Raw genomic sequence first — 16,772 nt, forward strand, 5'->3', positions numbered from 1 at the left:
GCTGACAAGCTTCTTTACGAGTATGACCTTCGTCTTGAACAAACGAAATCACTCGTTTTCTAAAATCTAAATCATATGCCATAACTTTAGTATACCATAATTACTGATTTAAAACTGATTGACTATATTTCCAACCTTCAACAGTCTATCCTTAGACTGTTGAAGCGAGCAAAGCAAAAATAGGATTGAAACAGTTCGGGGAACTGTTTCAACGGTCACCTAGAAATAAGAAAGTGAGCCTAAAAGTTCGGGGAACTGTTTCAATCCAATGGATTCGTTTTATTATCAGCGAGTTCTAGTCCGAGTTCAATGATTTTGTGGGTGTCATGGACGATTATCTGCCAGACCGACAAATTCCACAAAGCGTAGGAAAGCTGCTTGACCTTCCGCTGTTCGTTTGTAGACACCAGCATCTTCTAAGACTCGACCAAACACTTCCCCCACTGCATTGCGCACAAGCTGGGTCACATTATCCCGCGAGACCTCTGGGTGCTGTGCTTTCAAGCCATCTGCCCACTCTTGATGATAAGCTGCAACCTGCTCTACTTCTCCTAGTAAGTAGGCTTCTACCTCTTGCAATTCCTTTTTGAGACGAGGCGGTAAAATCGCAAGCCCCATAACCTCTATCAGACCTATATTTTCTTTCTTGATATGTTGCACATCGGGATGGGGATGATAGATTCCATCAGGAAATTCTTCAGATGTCTGATTGTCTCGCAAAACCAAGTCTAACTCAAACTGCCGACCTTTTTTTCGAGCAATTGGGGTAATGGTATGATGGGGCTCACCGTTTGAAGTCGCAAGAATCTGTACCGTCTCATCTGAGTAAACTCGCCATTTGTCTAAAATCTTAGTCGCTAGCGCAACCAAACGTTCCTTGTCCTCACAAGCCAAACGAATCACTGACATAGGCCATTTAACAAGACCAGCACTGACTTCCTCAAAGCCTGCAAAGATCAGTGCCTGCTCTATAGCTGCCTTTTCCATAGCAAAGCGATGCCGTCCACCTTGGTAATGATTATGGGTAAGAATGGAGCCTCCTGATATAGGCAAATCTGAATTAGAACCCACAAAATAGCCTGGCAACAAATCTACCAAATCCAGTAATTGTTCAAAGGTTTTTGAGGTGATGGCCATCGGCACATGCTCTGTATGTAAGAAAATCGCATGCTCATTAAAGTAGGCATAGGGCGAATATTGGAAGCCCCACTTTTCTTCTCCCAAATCTAGACGGATAATCCGATGATTAGCCCGTGCTGGGTGATTGACTCGCCCTTGATACCCTTCGTTTTCCATGCAGAGAAGACATTTCGGATAATGAGAAGCCTCCGCTAATTTCGCAGCTGCAATGGCCTTGGGATCTTTCTCGGGCTTGGACAGGTTGATCGTAATTTCTAAATCACCATATTCTGTCGGCACCTGATAATAGATATTCTTTGCAATCGCCTTAACCTTGATGTAGTCATTTCTCTTACTGAGGTCATAAAAATCTGCAATCGCTTGATCGGGATTGCTCTCATACTGAGACCAAAACTGCTGATTGACCTGACTGGGGCTTGGTGTCATAAAATCCATCAAGACTGCACCAAGCACCTCTTGCTCTTCAAGCAAGGCACCTATCCGACCATTTTCAACCGCAACTGCTACCAACTCATCCTTGGCCTCTACGATAGTCTCAGCATGGCTCTCTCTTTCTACTCCTACTTCACCAACAAGTGCCATGATACGATTACGGAGATAGACACGGTCCAATTCTCCATAACTACTTTCTGAGATAACTCTATCTACAAATCCATCTAGTACACTTCTCATCATTCACTCTACCTATTCTTATTTCCGAGATAACACCCGAGAACCTGCTGCAATCTCAGCAATATAAAAACTTGGCGCGTAGCCCACAATATCGGTATAGACAGTGCCGACATTTTCAATAAAGCTGTCAACCTTATTCTTCTCCACAATAGCAATCCCACAACCACCAAAACCAGCGCCTGTCATGCGCGCACCGAGGACACCATCTTGTTTCCAGGCTGTATGCGCCAGAGTATCTAATTCTACCCCTGTTACTTCATAATCATGTTCTAAAGACACATGGGAGGCATTGATCAAGCGACCAAACTGCTGCAAATCTCCCGCTTCTAGAGCCTGTCTTGCCTGTAAGGTCCGTTGATTCTCCCAAACAGCATGGCGGGCCCGCTTGAGTCGATTCTCATCTTGAATCAAGTAGCTATATTCATCAAAGGTTTGTGCATCTAGCTCACCCAAGGTTTGAATATCTAAAACGGTCCTTAATTCTTCGACTGCTTTTTCACATTCTGCCCGGCGCTCATTGTATTTTGAATCAGCCAGTTCTCGGCGCTTGTTGGTATTCATGATGACGATAACATGCTCACCCAAGTCGAGTGGCACCAGCTCATATTCAAGCGTATTCGTATCCAGATAAATAGCCCGCTGATCCGCTCCCATACCAATAGCAAATTGATCCATGATACCTGAGTTAACCCCGATAAATTCGTTTTCGGTCTGCTTGCCTATCTTAACCAAATCAAGACGAGTCAAGTCCAAATCGAACAATTCCTCCGCCATAATCCCAATCAATAATTCCAAGGAAGCTGACGATGATAAGCCTGAACCATTCGGGATATTGCCATAGACAAAGACATCCATCCCCGTATCAATCGTATGCCCTGCTTCTTGTAAATACTTTAAGACCCCTTTCGCATAGTTGGTCCAATTATCTGCCTTGTCATAGACCAGCTCCTGTCCATTCACCTCGATGACTCCTAGTTCCTCAAAATTGGCAGAGTAAAAACGTAACAGTTGATCCTTGCGCTTGCGAGCTGCCCCGTAAGTCCCTAAGGTAATGGCCGCTGGAAAGACATGACCACCATTATAATCCGTATGCTCTCCTATCAAGTTAATGCGACCTGGAGAGAAGAACGTTGCATCTGCTTCCACACCGAAAATATCTTCAAACGCTTGCTGAAGTTCCTTGGTATCCATATACAATCCTCCTATTGTAACCGTTTTTATTTTATTGTACACTGATTTCTATGACTTGTCAATCTTTTTAGTAAAATTTACTAAATTCTATTCACTTTACATTCTACTAATTCTACTAAAATATGATATAATGAAAAGGAACTGAGGAGAAGAGATATGGTTACTTTAAAAGATATTGCACAAAAAACGCAGTTGTCCACTGCAACGATTTCTCGTGTCTTAAAAGAAGATATGAGCCTGTCTGTCAGCCCTGAGACGCGCGAAAAAGTCTTTGCCATCGCTCAGGAATTAGGCTATACCAAGCACCTGACCAAGCAACAACCCGACGGCTACACACGAAAAATCGGCATCCTCCAATGGTACACAGAAAGCAGGGAATTGGATGATCTCTACTACTATTCTATACGGATTAGCCTAGAGCAGCATGCTCTTGCGCTAGGCTATGACATCGTTCGCTGCTTCCATGATAACAAGTCTCCTCTATTAAAAGAAGTTGATGCCTTAATTGCTATCGGAAAATTCAGTCAGCAACAAATAAGCGAATTAGCCAATCTTCACAAGCAGTTGGTCTTTGTCGATTTTGATACACTGACAGATGGTTATTCCTGTGTGACAACAGATTTCAATCGGTCCGTCATTCAGGTCATTGACCATTATCTTCATCAGGGCATTACGGAAATCGGGATGATTGCCGGTCAGGAAGAGACCTATGATAAGAAAATGACCCTATCCGATCCACGGCTACGAACCTTTAAGCAATACCTGTCTGAACGCGAACTCTACCAAGAGCGCTTTGTCTTTACCGGTCCATTTACGAGCCAATCAGGCTACCAGCTGATGAAAGAAGCGATTGATAGCTTGAAAGACGACCTGCCTTCCGCCTTTTTCATCGCAAATGATAGTCTGGCAGTCGGGGCCCTCCGCGCCTTACAAGAGACACAGATTACCGTCCCTAATCGTGTCCAAATCATCACGTTTAACGACACACCTATTACCCGACAAGTATACCCTGCCCTATCAAGTATCACCGTCTTTACAGAAGAGATGGGAATTCAAGCAGTTGATTTAGTAGATGCCATGCTAAAAAAACCGACTACCTACCATCCTCGTATGGTCAAGTTAGGGACGCAATTAACCCTGAGAGAAAGTAGCCTGTGACCTTCAAATATAGTCTACCTAAAGGTAGCCACAGCTGTAATTAACTAAATCTGAAACAGCTGCGTCTCTTCTATTACTTCGACGAGTGAAAAGCTCCAGTGGAGGTTTTCAGCCTACCACCTTTCATTAAAAAAGTGGTCGTTAGAATCTCCGTTTCCCTATTTCCAACCTTGCCCACTTCGCTCTCGGATTCATAGGCTCAGGCTGAAACAGTTCACCGAACTCCTGTGGTCACTTTCGTGTTTCTGGGTGACCAGTTGAAACAGTTCACCGAACTGTTTCAATCTCCCAGACTAGTGGAGCAAGTACTAAAAGACTATAACTATAAAAAGGCTTAGGACCAACAATCCATGTGTTGGTCCTAAGTCTTTTCTTTACCTTCGCTTAAAAATAAAATCAAAATCTCTTGAGCTATCGCCTTCTCTCCCACTCCCAACGATTGTAGAGTCTAGCAAGATTTCCAATTATCTGAAAGAGGATTGGAAATCGGGAAATGAAGTGTTTACAATCATCAATATACTGAGTGACTATGCTGCCAAAATCAGCTGTCTCATCCCTCTGTCAGCCTTGCCGAACAGTTGACAAAATCTTATCCATAGTCTGAGAGAGCAAAGCGGTAGTTTGAGAAATATAATTTGTAACCTCAGTACATCTAATCTGCTACAAACACCTCTGCCTAATCCAGTAATTTTTGCAATTCTTGTGCCAGTAATTGCTGCGCTACCTGTGGATTGGCTTGCCCCTTGGTTGCTTTCATCAGGAAGCCAGTAAAGGCTTTGTCAGCATTCCGTTTACCAGATTTGAAGTCTGCTACTGCTGCTTCATTAGCCGCAAAGACCTGATGGATGATTGGAATCAAGACAGCAGGATCTGAAATCTGTACCAAGCCCGCTTTTTCCACATATTCACGCGCAGAACCTCCATTTTTTGCTAGATGCACAAAGACCTTCTTAGCAATTTTTGAGGAAATCGTTCCATCTGCAATTAATCCAAGCATCTCGACCAGATTTTCTGGGCTTAGCCCAATCTCTGATAGGGTCTTTTGTTCGGCGTTCAAGAACTGAGCGACCTCACCTTGCAACCAGTTAGAAACCTGCTTGGCGTCACCACCGAGTGTAACGGCTGCCTCAAAGAAGTCTGATAAGGCCTTTGTCGTAGTCAACTGTCTCGCATCATAGGCAGACAAGCCCAGGCGTTCTATGTAGTCTGCTCGGCGTTCTTTAGGAAACTTAGGTAAGGTTGAGGCAACTGCTGCAATCCAACTATCTTCCAGTTCATATAAGGGTAAATCTGGCTCTGGGAAATAGCGATAATCAGCGGATCCTTCTTTGACACGCATGAGAATCGTGTCTCCTGTTGTCTCATCATAGCGGCGAGTTTCCTGCTGAATTTGGCCACCAGAGCGTAAAATCTTAGCTTGGCGTTCCACTTCATGCTGCAGACCTTTTTTGACGTAGTTAAAAGAGTTTAAATTTTTCAATTCAGTCTTCGTACCAAAGGCTTCCTGACCATAGGGGCGAAGAGAGATATTGGCATCGACCCGCATCGATCCTTCTTCCATCTTTACATCTGAAATGCCTGTGTATTGGATAATCTCTTTGAGTGCTGTCAAGTAAGCATAGGCCTCTTCTGGACTACGCATATCCGCTTCTGAAACAATCTCAATCAGGGGCACACCCTGACGGTTCAAGTCAACATAAGAGTAGCCATCTGTCCCGTGGGTGTTCTTCCCTGCATCTTCTTCCAGATGAGCCCGCTCAATGCGGATTTTCTTGGTCGAGCCATCTTCTAATTCAATCTCAATCCAGCCATTGTAGCCAATCGGCTCATCAAACTGAGAAATTTGATAGGCCTTGGGATTGTCTGGATAGAAATAGTTCTTGCGGTCAAAGTGCATCTCTTGGTGAATCTCCATATTCAAGGCCAAGGCTGCCTTTATCCCTGCTTCTACAACTCCCTTATTCAAAACCGGCAAGACACCAGGAAAAGACCAGTCAATGACATTCGTATTGGTATTTGGATTTTCTCCAAAATGCGCAGATGAAGGAGAGAAAATCTTTGAATGAGTGTTCAATTCAACATGGACTTCTAGTCCAATAATGGTTTCAAAGTTCATTAGTTTTCACCTCCAAAAATCATCGGTTGTTGCTTATGATAATCTGTCGTTGCTTCAAAGGCTGCCGCTACTTGATAAATCGTCTCCTCACTGTGTTTTGGTCCAATCAATTGCAAGCCGACCGGTAAGCCATCCACAAAACCGGCAGGAATCGAAATTCCTGGCAAACCTGCTAGGTTGACGGGGATTGTCAACAAATCAGCTAAATACATCGCGACAGGATCTTGATTCATCGTTCCAAGACCATAGGCAACCGTTGGGGCAGTCGGTCCTAAAATTAAGTCATAATCGGCGAATACTTGTGCAAAATCTTGCATAATTAAACTGCGAACCTGACCTGCTTTTTTGTAGTAGGCATCGTAATAACCAGATGACAAGCTAAAGGTCCCCAGCATGATGCGACGCTTCACTTCCTCGCCAAAGCCTTGGCTACGCGTATTAACGTAGATTTCTTCCAAACTCTTAGCGTCCTCAGCACGGAAACCATAGCGGATACCGTCAAAACGTTGCAGGTTAGAACTCGCCTCAGAAGAAGCAATAATGTAATAAACTGCTACACCGTACTTACTGTGAGGCAGGCTGACTTCTTCAATCACCGCACCCAAGCTCTCTAAGTGCTTCGCTGCTTGTAAAATGCGCTCCTTAATGTGTGGATCGATCCCTTCTCCGATATATTCTTTCGGAAGGGCAATCTTCATCCCCTGAATATCTTGTCCAATCTGGCTCGCATAATCTGCTACAACAAGCTGAGATGAGGTCGCATCCTTGGTGTCGTGACCTGCAATCACATTGAGCAACTGAGCATTTTCTCTTACTGTTTGTGAGAAAGGACCAATTTGATCCAAGGAACTACCAAACGCAATCAAGCCAAAACGAGAAACTGCACCATAAGTTGGCTTCATGCCGACAATACCGTTAAAGGCTGCTGGTTGACGGATAGAGCCTCCCGTATCTGATCCAAGTGATAACCGTACCTGACCCGAAGCTACAGCTGTTGCAGAACCACCTGATGACCCTCCCGGTACCTTGGTTTGATCCCAAGCATTTCTAGTCTTTTTAAAATAAGAGGTCTCTGTTGAGCCACCCATGGCAAATTCATCCATGTTGGTCTTGCCGATGATAATCATATCTTTTTGATAGGCCTTGGCTACAGAAGTTGCATCAAAAATTGGCTCGTAATTGTAGAGCATCTTAGAGGCAGCTGTTGTCAGCAATCCCTTAGTCGAAATATTATCCTTGACAGCTAGCGGAATCCCTGCCATGACATTGTCGGCATCAATGCCTTTTTTATCAAGACTAGCAGCCTGTGCCAGAGCCATCTCTTCTGCAATGGTAATGAAACTACCAACGGTTTCTTCACGCGCTTTGATGTCTTCCAAAGTCGCTTTGGTCAATTCAACAACCGATAGCTCTTTCCTGACAAGCAGTTCATGCAAGTCATCAACCGAATAGTGATTAAACGTCATTAAGCATCTCCTCCCCCGTCCAAGATGGCCGGAACTTTAATAAGGTAATGGTGAGAATCAGGAACATTCTGAAAGAGCTCCTCCCTAGCCTCACCTTTTTGAGCAATGTCTTCCCGCATCACGTTTTTGCGCTCTGCCATTGTCGTTGTAACAGGAACACCTCTTGTGTCCACTTCATTTAACAACTCGACCATATCAACAATCTTACTCAATGTCGTTGCAAAAGTAATTGTCTCTTCCTCACTAAATGCCAACTTCGATAGCTTGGCCACGTGACGGACTTCTTCTTGTGTAATTTTCATCCTTGCATCCTTTCTTGCTCCTACTCAAAAGAAAATCAAACATCAGTCAGGCACAACTGCTTTTTCATTTCCAAATCGTATCTCTCTTATTTTACCATAAAACAAGATACAAAGGGCAGATAAAAAGCGACTGAACATTAGGAATCCTGACGAAGAAGGCAGCTGAAAGTTTGCACTAGCACTCTCCCAGTTCCTGCCTTCAAACGACAGACACTGGAGTAAGATCCTCTCTGTTTGAAAATTGAAAAGAGGCTAGGCAAGCCCATCCTCTGTCTTTCTATCGTATGATTGCTCCTAAAACCTGCTCGAAATGTTGCAAGGCAAATTGGTGCTGTTCTGCTGTTAGACTAGCGACTGCGGAAGCAACAATCTCAATCTGATAACCAAGATTATAGGCATCAATCGCCGTATGCAAGACGCAAATATCTGTTAAGACACCTGTTAATACCACTGTATCAACCCGTCTTTCCCGCAAACGAATATCCAAATCTGTCCCAGAAAACGCTGAATAATGGCGCTTATCCATCCAAAAGACCCGCTCGTCGTCCTGATAGGTCTCATAAAAATCTGCTAATGGACCATAGAGCATGCGCCCTCTTGTCCCCTTGAGATTATGAGGAGGAAAGAGACGACTTTCTGGATGAAAAGAATCGTTTTCGTCATGCAAGTCAATCGCAAAAAAGATATAATCTCCTTGGTCAAATGCCTGCTTCGTTACCTCGTAGATGGCAGAAGAAATCGCCTGAGCTGGTGCTCCTGCAGTCAACTTCCCTTCGTCTGCTACAAAATCTACCGTATAGTCAATGGAAATAAGTGCTTTAGTCATCTTAATAATCCCGTTTCTTAATTTCATCAAAGATAGCTGGAATCAGGACTTTCAAGTAGGTGCCTTTCATTCCTAAGGAACGGCTTTCGATAATGCCCGCACTTTCTAATTTTCGCAAGGCATTGACAATCACCGACCGGGTAATTCCAATTCTATCTGCAATCACGGAAGCTGTCAACTGTCCCTCATCACCATTTAACTCACCCAGAATGGCTGAAACAGCCTTCATTTCAGAGTAAGATAGGGTATTGACCGCCATATTGACTGCCGCACGACGACGAATATTTTTCTCATCTTCTTCCCGCTGGAAGTTCAATAACTGAATCCCTACTACTGTCGCTGCAATTTCAACCAAGATGAGATCATCTTCATCAAATTGCTCATCGTTGCGCCAAATAATCAAGGTTCCAAACCGAATACCTGTCACATGAATCGGTGCAATCGTCGTCAAACTATTTGGATACATCGAGCGAGATTCTACAGGGATAGCTGTCAACTCACTGTCTGCCGGAAGATTGACCTGAGTATCGTATATCTGCGCCACGCCCTTGACATAATCATCTGGGAATTGCTTGGTCAAAAAGAATTCTTCCACCCGATCATTATTCGTCCTATACTTCATATAGTATCCCAAGACTTCTCCCTCACTATTGATAATGCAGGCATTGCAATCAATAATCTCTGAGAGGTGATCGGCAATCGTATTGTAAGGTAATTCCTCTGACAACTGCTCCTCTGAACGCTTCAAAATAGACGTAATGTCTCGCGTCTTTTCTAATAATGTAGTCATACTGTCCTCTTTATTCTGTAATTGCTTTCATTATATCAAAAAGGAGGGGGCATTTCAACAAATTATCAGAAAATTACGTATTGTTGTAAAATACGTGACAATTTTACCCTTTTAAGGATTCGCTAGAAAAAGGCTGAGTTTGACTCAACCTCTACCGCTTATATTGTTGCAAGAAACGCATCATTTTTTCCTGAATTTCTGCTAGTTCATCTACACGTGGAAGATAGACGATGCGGAAATGATCCGGTTCCTTCCAGTTAAAGCCTCGTCCGTGAACAAGTAAGATCTTCTCCTGCTTCAAAAAGTCCAAAACAAACTGTTCATCGTCCTCAATTCGGTACATCTCTCGGTCAATTTTCGGAAAAATGTAGAGCCCCGCCTTGGGCTTCACGGCAGACAAGCCTGGAATATCAGTGATGGCTTTGGTAATGAACTCTCGCTGCTCATAGAGACGACCACCTGGCATCAGGAGCTTGTCAACTGACTGATAGCCTCCAAGTGAGGTCTGGACAACCTGTTGGGCCAATACATTTGAACAAAGACGCATATTTGACAGCATATTGAGTCCTTCAATATACCCTTTTACATGGCGTTTAGGGCCAGACAAGACCATCCAACCCACCCGAAAACCACAGATACGATGGGACTTAGACAGGCCATTCATGGTCACGACAAATAGGTCTGGTGCCAGGGTTGCAATCGGAATATGCACGGCACCATCAAAGACCATCCGGTCATAAATTTCATCTGAAAAGATAATCAATTCATGGCGACGCGCAATAGCCACAATTCCTTCGAGTATTTCCTTGGGATAAAGAGCCCCCGTCGGGTTATTGGGATTGATGAGGATAAGTGCCTTGGTCCGCGCTGTAATCTTAGACTCCATATCCTCCAAATCTGGATACCAATCTGCTGCTTCATCACAGACATAGTGGACGGCATGTCCACCAGCCAAACTGACGGCTGCTGTCCAAAGGGGGTAGTCAGGCATGGGTACCAAAACCTCATCCCCATTATCTAACAATCCCTGCATGGACATGACGATCAGCTCACTGACGCCATTCCCCAAATAAATATCATCAATCGTCACATTCGGAAAATTCTTTAATTGGCAATACTGCATGATCGCCTTACGGGCTGAAAAAATCCCCTTGCTATTTGAATAGCCTTCTGATTTCCGAGCATTGTGAATCAAATCATGAATCACTTCGTCTGGTGCTGTAAAGCCAAACTCAGCAGGATTTCCCGTATTCAAGCGCAAAATTTGCTCACCATTTGCCCGCATCCGCATCGCTTCTTCTAACACTGGACCACGAATATCATAGGCTACGTCATCTAATTTCATTGATTTATTAAACTGTCTCATCAAGATTTCCTCGACTTTCTACTGGTATTATTTTAGCCTAAATCCCTCAAAATAACAAGAACTACTTCCATTTTCCTCAATAATAGGTTATAATATATATGGAGAGAAAGGAGTGAAGACCTATGACACAATCTTATCGCACTATCCTAGTTGCAGTTGATGGCTCAAAAGAAGCTGAATTAGCCCTACATAAAGCCATCCATGTGGCAAGGCGAAACCAAGCACGGCTCATCATTGCCCATGTTATTGATACGCGTGCACTGCACAATGTTGCAACCTTTGATGCAAGTATTTATGAAACACTTGAGCAGGAAGCCCAGCTCCTACTGAAAGAATACCAGACCAAGGCTCTACAAACTGGTCTGTCAAATGTGCAAATCGTTCTCGAGTTCGGAAATCCTAAGACCCTACTTGCCCATGATATTCCAAAAGAAACAGGGGCTGATCTAATGCTCTTAGGCGCAACGGGGCTCAATACCTTTGAACGCCTCCTCATCGGCTCTTCTTCCGAATATATCCTACGCCACACCTCTATTGATTTGCTGGTTGTCCGTGATAAGGACAAGACGATGTAATCTAAGTGAAACCGAAAGTAAAAAATAGAAGCACCTCATTGATAGGTGCTTTTTATCTGCGTCTTGCTAGTTGCCGCTCTAATTCCTTTTGGATAGCTGGTTCTGGGGCAAATCTTTCCTCCCAGTCATCTGGTTTTAAAATTTTATGGGTCACAGGATCAAAATGTGCCTGTCCATCGGGAAAGATTTTTCCCATATTCGCTTGATGAACAATATCAAAAATCGGCTTTGGGTCAACTCCCATCAAAGCAAAGGAGCCGTAGGTAAAGTAGAGCAGATCAAGCAGAGCATCCACCTGCCCCAATAAGGGATTATCCTTTTTTTCTTTCTTTTGAGATTTAATGGCTGCCTTGTCGATGGCTTGATGAAGGTGATCCATAAAATCTATAAACTCCTCATCACTGCTTGCCGTTGCATATAAAAACTCAACAATTTCTTCTAGCTTAAAATCCGATCGATGCAAAGCGGTTTGCGCATCATAGACCTTGGGAGATTCTTGGGTCACCTTGTCCATTTTTGCATGAAATTCCTTAACAGCATTGAACTCCAAATCCTCACTAAGAAACATTCGTTCTCCCTTCTACCAAACCAAAATGCTCCAGGGCCTTAAAAATACCATCTCGATTATTAGTATCGGTCACATAAAAGGCCGTTTGGCGTGCTTTACGAGTACCATTTTTCATCGCAACCGAATAAGGAATCTCTGCTAGCATCTCCAAGTCATTATTAGAATCTCCAAAAACCACGACTTCATCTAGACAAAACTGGTAATGCTCTCCAACACGTTTAATCCCCTCTAACTTTGAATTACCTTTGGAAACAATGTCTACAGCATATGGACTGGAGCGTGTGAAATCTAGGCGTGGAAATTGCAAAACTAACTGTCTCGTCTCTTTCTCCGTTGCAAGAAGCATCATTTGATAAATGGAGCGTTCCGAGATAATCTGTAGCTGCTCCTCGTTTTGTGGACTTACCTTCCGAATGAACCGATTAAAGATAAAATTTACCAGCCCCGCCCATGATGGTGGAATCAGCCGAGTCAAACGGTAGGCAAGATTGCCACCCCCAAAACTCATAATCCGACTGCCCGCCACGCCAAAGGCTGTTCCAAAAGATAAATCTTTTTTATGGGCTCTTGCATATTCCATCAATCCAGGCATATCTTCTTTGGGAAGCTCCTGCATGAATAGAACGCTTTCGCGTGATAGAATATACTGACCATTATAGGTTATCGCAACATCCAGACTTAGCGAAGCCATATATTGAAGAACGAATCGAGGGTCTCGACCAGTTGCCAAGCCCACCAGAATACCTTGTTTTTTTAGCTGGTTGATTGCTGAGACGGTGGAAGGTAGGACTGTCCGACTATCTGTTAACAAGGTTCCATCTATATCAAAAAAAACAGCCTTAATTTCCAACATCTCACCTACTTTCCTGCGTTTTATGTTACAATTAGTATACCATATTTGGAAAGAATCTGAAAGTTTATGAAAAATATTCTTGTCTTACATACAGGCGGTACTATTTCGATGCAGGCCGATCCTACAGGAAAGGTTACCACCAACCTAGTAAATCCTATGAACCAGGTCTCTATTCCGATTGAGGGGATCCAAGTTACAGCTATGGATATGTTTAATCTTCCAAGCCCTTATATGACTCCTAGTCACATGCTGCAACTCTATCACAAGATTAGGGAAGAAGCCAAGCACTACGATGGAGTTGTCATCACCCACGGGACAGATACCCTTGAAGAAACCGCCTATTTTCTTGATACGATGAAGTTACCCGACCTCCCTGTCATCTTGACAGGGGCTATGCGCTCATCAAACGAACTGGGAAGCGACGGAGTTTACAATTACCTTAATGCTCTGCGAGTAGCAAGCCATGACAAGGCAAGGGGCAGGGGCGCTCTTGTTGTTATGAACGATGAAATTCACGCAGCAAAATACGTCACCAAGACTCATACGACCAATGTCGGAACCTTTCAAACACCTACCCATGGACCACTCGGACTTGTAATGAAACATGAGATCCTCTACTTCAACAGTGTAGAGCCCCGCGTTCGCTTTGATCTAGATAGGATTACCGGCCTAGTTCCAATCATCCCGGCCTATGCTGGCATGAAAACAGAGTTACTGGATATGCTAGATGCCAAAAAACTAGACGGTCTCATCATTGAAGCATTCGGTGCAGGAAACCTTCCACAGGAAGTCGCCAGTAAGCTCCTATCCTTTCTTGAAGCAGGCCTTCCAATCGCTCTTGTTTCCCGCTGTTTCAACGGGATTGCAGAACCCGTTTATGCCTATGCTGGCGGTGGAGTACAGTTGCACCAAAACGGGATTTTCTTTGTCAAAGAACTAAATGCACCTAAAGCTCGACTCAAACTCCTCATTGCCCTAAATGCTGGTTTAAAAGGGCAAGAATTAAAGGAATATATAGAAGGCTAATAGAGATAGCATCCCTCCAAAAAGAAACTAGGAAAAAGGATTATACAAAATCAAAAACGAACAGTGGCAAAAGTCATTGTTCGTTTTTATGCGCCTTTCGTTGGCTTTTTTTGATTCTTCTTCAAACAGCAATCTCTCTTTTGCCAGCGACAAAAAATCACTCATTTTCCCTAGGGTTTTCAAAAGTTCAAGGTGCTACCTCCTTTATCAGAAGCCACCTTACCTCACGGATTCCCATCTTCTAAAAGTGTCCTCATTAAGGAAACTCAAAAGAGTCAACTGTTGGAAGAGCTAGGCTTCGGTCTAGTTGCCACTGTTCCTGCAGAACCATCATCTTTTTAGTCCAAGCGTTCTTCCTTGGTTATATTCGGCAGTAAAACCTGCCACTCTGGCTGATTTTCCCAGTCTGGAGTTGATACTATTTCAGCTGCTACTCTCCGTGCCTCTTCCAAAATAGCATAATCTTCAATGATATTTGCCACTTGAAACTCCGGTAAGCCTGATTGACGCGTGCCAAAAATTTCGCCTGATCCACGAAGTTTTAAATCTTCTTCTGCTAAGATAAAACCATCTGTCGTCTCGGTCATAATCCGCATCCGATCTTTACCAGACTCCGTCTTTGGATTGGCAACTAAGATAGCATAAGATTGCTTATGCCCCCGCCCTACACGACCTCGCAACTGATGCAACTGGCTAAGACCAAATCGATCCGCATCCATAATCAGCATAACCGTCGCATTAGGGACATTAACACCTACCTCAATCACTGTAGTAGATACCAGAATATCTACCTGCCCATCTTTAAAAGCCTGCATAATGGCATCTTTCTCATTATTTTTCATCTGGCCGTGCAGCAAAGCTATCGTTGCTCTCTTCTGGAAATAAGCCCGTAATTCCTCTTCCAGTGCAATAGCATTTTTCAAGTCAAGCACCTCTGATTCTTCGATCAGCGGAGAAATGACATAGGCCTGAGCTCCCTTAGCCACTTCTTTTTCTAGCCACTCTAACACGGCTGGAAACTGCTCATGCTTGACCCAACGAGTCACAATGGGCTTACGCCCCGCTGGGAGTTGATCGATAATCGAGACATCCATGTCCCCAAAAGAAGTGATTGCAAGCGTCCTAGGAATCGGAGTTGCTGTCATCATTAGAACATCAGGATTGACTCCCTTTTCCCGTAATAAACGCCGCTGTTTAACCCCAAATCGATGCTGCTCATCCGTAACTACAAGCCCTAGACTGTGGTAGTTCACTCCTTCTTGAATCAAGGCATGAGTGCCCACAATCATGTCTACTTGCCCATCTTTAATGGCTTCTACAGCCGTCCTCCGATCTGCCATGCGCATACTACCTGTCAGTAGAGCAATCGATAAGTCAGGAAAGAGTTGAGATAGACTCTCAAAATGCTGCTCCGCTAAAATCTCCGTTGGTACCATGATTGCCGACTGCATGCCTGCGGTATAGGCTGCGTACATAGCTAACATTGCCACTACTGTTTTTCCCGAACCAACATCTCCCTGTAATAGACGATTCATATGCCCTGGAGATTTCATATCCAGCAAAATCTCATCCAAGGCTCTTTTTTGAGCTGCTGTTAATTCAAAGGGTAAGCTAGCTATTTTTTCTCTCACCTTATGGTCCAGATATGCAATAGTTACCCCGTCTGAAGAGAGCTGATTGCTCACTTTTAACTGCTGTAAACGCAGCTGGAAATAAAACAATTCCTCAAATTTGATACGCCTCAATGCTTGTTTATATGCTGTCAAATCTTTTGGAAAATGCATGGCAGCCACCGCTTGTCTACGTTCCATTAAGCGGTAGCGCTTCAAGAGAGAGAATGGTAAATTTTCCCTCAATAATTCAGCGTATCCCCTATCAAAGGCTTGCTTGACCAATTTTATGATACTAGCCTGAGAGATTCCTTGTGCAACATGATAGATTGGTTGCAGTTCATCTTCAAACTGAGCTACCAACTTCATACCTGTTATCCTAGCCTTAGCCTTATCCCATTTTCCCCAAACTGCAATTTCTTGACCTACTTCAATCCGATCAGCTAGGTAGGGCTGATTAAAAAAGGAAGCTACAATAACAACCTCTCCCTGTTTGAGTGAAAACCGCAACTTATTCCGCTTAAAACCATAATACTGAACAGTCGCTGGTGTTATCACAAGACCAGAAATCAAGGCTTTTTCCCCATCTTCTAATTCCAGTACAGAACGGGCTGCAAAATCATCGTAACGAAAAGGATAGTAGCATAACACATCTTCTATTGTCTCTAGTCCTAATTGTTGAAATTTTCTAGCCGATTTTTCACCCACACCAGGTAAGGCAGTCAATCTATCATCTAAACTAATCATACTTTCGATTATAACAAAAAACGATAAAAAGTACCATGTCCACTCATCGTAGGACATGGCTAACATCCTAATCTGTAGAGTTTACCACAATAAAACTTTTGCTAGGCCTGTACCATTACTGACTTGCCCATTTACTTGCAACTCCATGTCATTTTTAGATATTCATGTAGTAGGTGATTCGTAAGCGCCACTACATGCCCTTAGAGCAATAAAAAAACAACCTCTACTAAGGTTGCTACAATCGGGAAGACAGGATTCGAACCTGCGACACCTTGGTCCCAAACCAAGTACTCTACCAAGCTGAGCTACTTCCCGATGGTATAGATGGTCGTACCTCATCTGGTGAGTACTTGTAAGGTCGATTTA

The 16,772-nt window shown here is 43.6% G+C and carries 12 protein-coding genes, 1 tRNA gene and 1 pseudogene; 3 read left to right on the forward strand and 11 right to left on the reverse strand.

What is annotated here, in order from left to right:
- Positions 1–324: 324 nt before the first annotated feature.
- Both galT and BVE84_RS09830 read right to left on the reverse strand, forming a co-directional pair.
- The gene (gene galT / locus BVE84_RS09825; RefSeq protein ID WP_076996824.1) at positions 325–1,815 is read right to left on the reverse strand and encodes a UDP-glucose--hexose-1-phosphate uridylyltransferase; all 1,491 of its coding nucleotides are present in this window, start codon (positions 1,813–1,815) and stop codon (positions 325–327) included.
- Positions 1,816–1,830: 15 nt separating this feature from the next.
- Entirely contained in the window at positions 1,831–3,003 is a 1,173-nt protein-coding gene (locus tag BVE84_RS09830) for a galactokinase (RefSeq protein ID WP_076996825.1), read from the reverse strand.
- A 156-nt stretch (positions 3,004–3,159) separates the two neighbouring features.
- Here BVE84_RS09830 and BVE84_RS09835 point away from each other — a divergent pair, with 156 nt between their 5' ends.
- The gene (locus BVE84_RS09835; RefSeq protein ID WP_076996826.1) at positions 3,160–4,161 is read left to right on the forward strand and encodes a LacI family DNA-binding transcriptional regulator; all 1,002 of its coding nucleotides are present in this window, start codon (positions 3,160–3,162) and stop codon (positions 4,159–4,161) included.
- A 676-nt stretch (positions 4,162–4,837) separates the two neighbouring features.
- On the opposite strand, the gene gatB is transcribed toward BVE84_RS09835, so the two are convergent.
- The 6 genes from gatB to BVE84_RS09865 all read right to left on the reverse strand — a co-directional run bounded on the left by gatB (position 4,838) and on the right by BVE84_RS09865 (position 11,027).
- Positions 4,838–6,277 carry an Asp-tRNA(Asn)/Glu-tRNA(Gln) amidotransferase subunit GatB gene (gene gatB, locus BVE84_RS09840; RefSeq protein ID WP_076996827.1) on the reverse strand — a complete coding sequence of 480 codons (1,440 nt, stop codon included), beginning with the start codon at positions 6,275–6,277 and terminating at the stop codon, positions 4,838–4,840.
- Complete coding sequence (gatA, locus tag BVE84_RS09845) at positions 6,277–7,743, reverse strand: Asp-tRNA(Asn)/Glu-tRNA(Gln) amidotransferase subunit GatA (protein ID WP_076996828.1); 1,467 nt, start codon at positions 7,741–7,743, stop codon at positions 6,277–6,279. The genes gatB and gatA overlap by 1 nt, the downstream gene beginning before the upstream one ends.
- Positions 7,743–8,045, reverse strand: coding sequence for an Asp-tRNA(Asn)/Glu-tRNA(Gln) amidotransferase subunit GatC (gatC, locus tag BVE84_RS09850; RefSeq protein WP_076996829.1), 303 nt, complete (start codon positions 8,043–8,045; stop codon positions 7,743–7,745). The genes gatA and gatC overlap by 1 nt, the downstream gene beginning before the upstream one ends.
- A gap of 277 nt (positions 8,046–8,322) precedes the next feature.
- The gene (locus tag BVE84_RS09855; RefSeq protein WP_076996830.1) at positions 8,323–8,871 is read right to left on the reverse strand and encodes a cysteine hydrolase family protein; all 549 of its coding nucleotides are present in this window, start codon (positions 8,869–8,871) and stop codon (positions 8,323–8,325) included.
- A gap of 1 nt (position 8,872) precedes the next feature.
- Positions 8,873–9,661, reverse strand: a complete 789-nt coding sequence (gene codY / locus BVE84_RS09860; RefSeq protein ID WP_076996831.1) for a GTP-sensing pleiotropic transcriptional regulator CodY — start codon at positions 9,659–9,661, stop codon at positions 8,873–8,875.
- Between the two features lie 151 nt (positions 9,662–9,812).
- Positions 9,813–11,027, reverse strand: coding sequence for a pyridoxal phosphate-dependent aminotransferase (locus BVE84_RS09865; RefSeq protein ID WP_076996832.1), 1,215 nt, complete (start codon positions 11,025–11,027; stop codon positions 9,813–9,815).
- A gap of 122 nt (positions 11,028–11,149) precedes the next feature.
- On the opposite strand from BVE84_RS09865, the gene BVE84_RS09870 reads away from it, so the two are divergent.
- Positions 11,150–11,602 (forward strand): universal stress protein, encoded by a 453-nt coding sequence (locus BVE84_RS09870; protein WP_076996833.1) that lies wholly within the window; start codon positions 11,150–11,152, stop codon positions 11,600–11,602.
- A gap of 52 nt (positions 11,603–11,654) precedes the next feature.
- On the opposite strand, the pseudogene BVE84_RS09875 reads toward BVE84_RS09870, so the two are convergent.
- Positions 11,655–13,020 (reverse strand): annotated as a pseudogene (locus BVE84_RS09875) (HAD-IIB family hydrolase).
- Between the two features lie 69 nt (positions 13,021–13,089).
- Between BVE84_RS09875 and BVE84_RS09880 the strand changes: the two are divergent.
- A complete protein-coding gene (locus tag BVE84_RS09880; protein ID WP_076996834.1) occupies positions 13,090–14,049 on the forward strand; it encodes an asparaginase in 960 nt (319 codons plus the stop codon).
- Between the two features lie 338 nt (positions 14,050–14,387).
- Here BVE84_RS09880 and recG read toward each other — a convergent pair whose 3' ends face one another.
- Both recG and BVE84_RS09890 read right to left on the reverse strand, forming a co-directional pair.
- The gene (recG, locus tag BVE84_RS09885) at positions 14,388–16,406 is read right to left on the reverse strand and encodes an ATP-dependent DNA helicase RecG (RefSeq protein ID WP_135017509.1); all 2,019 of its coding nucleotides are present in this window, start codon (positions 16,404–16,406) and stop codon (positions 14,388–14,390) included.
- A 241-nt stretch (positions 16,407–16,647) separates the two neighbouring features.
- Positions 16,648–16,721 (reverse strand) — tRNA-Pro (locus tag BVE84_RS09890).
- Between the last annotated feature and the right edge of the window lie 51 nt (positions 16,722–16,772).

The organism is Streptococcus azizii, assembly GCF_001984715.1.
Classification (GTDB): Bacteria; Bacillota; Bacilli; order Lactobacillales; family Streptococcaceae; genus Streptococcus; species Streptococcus azizii.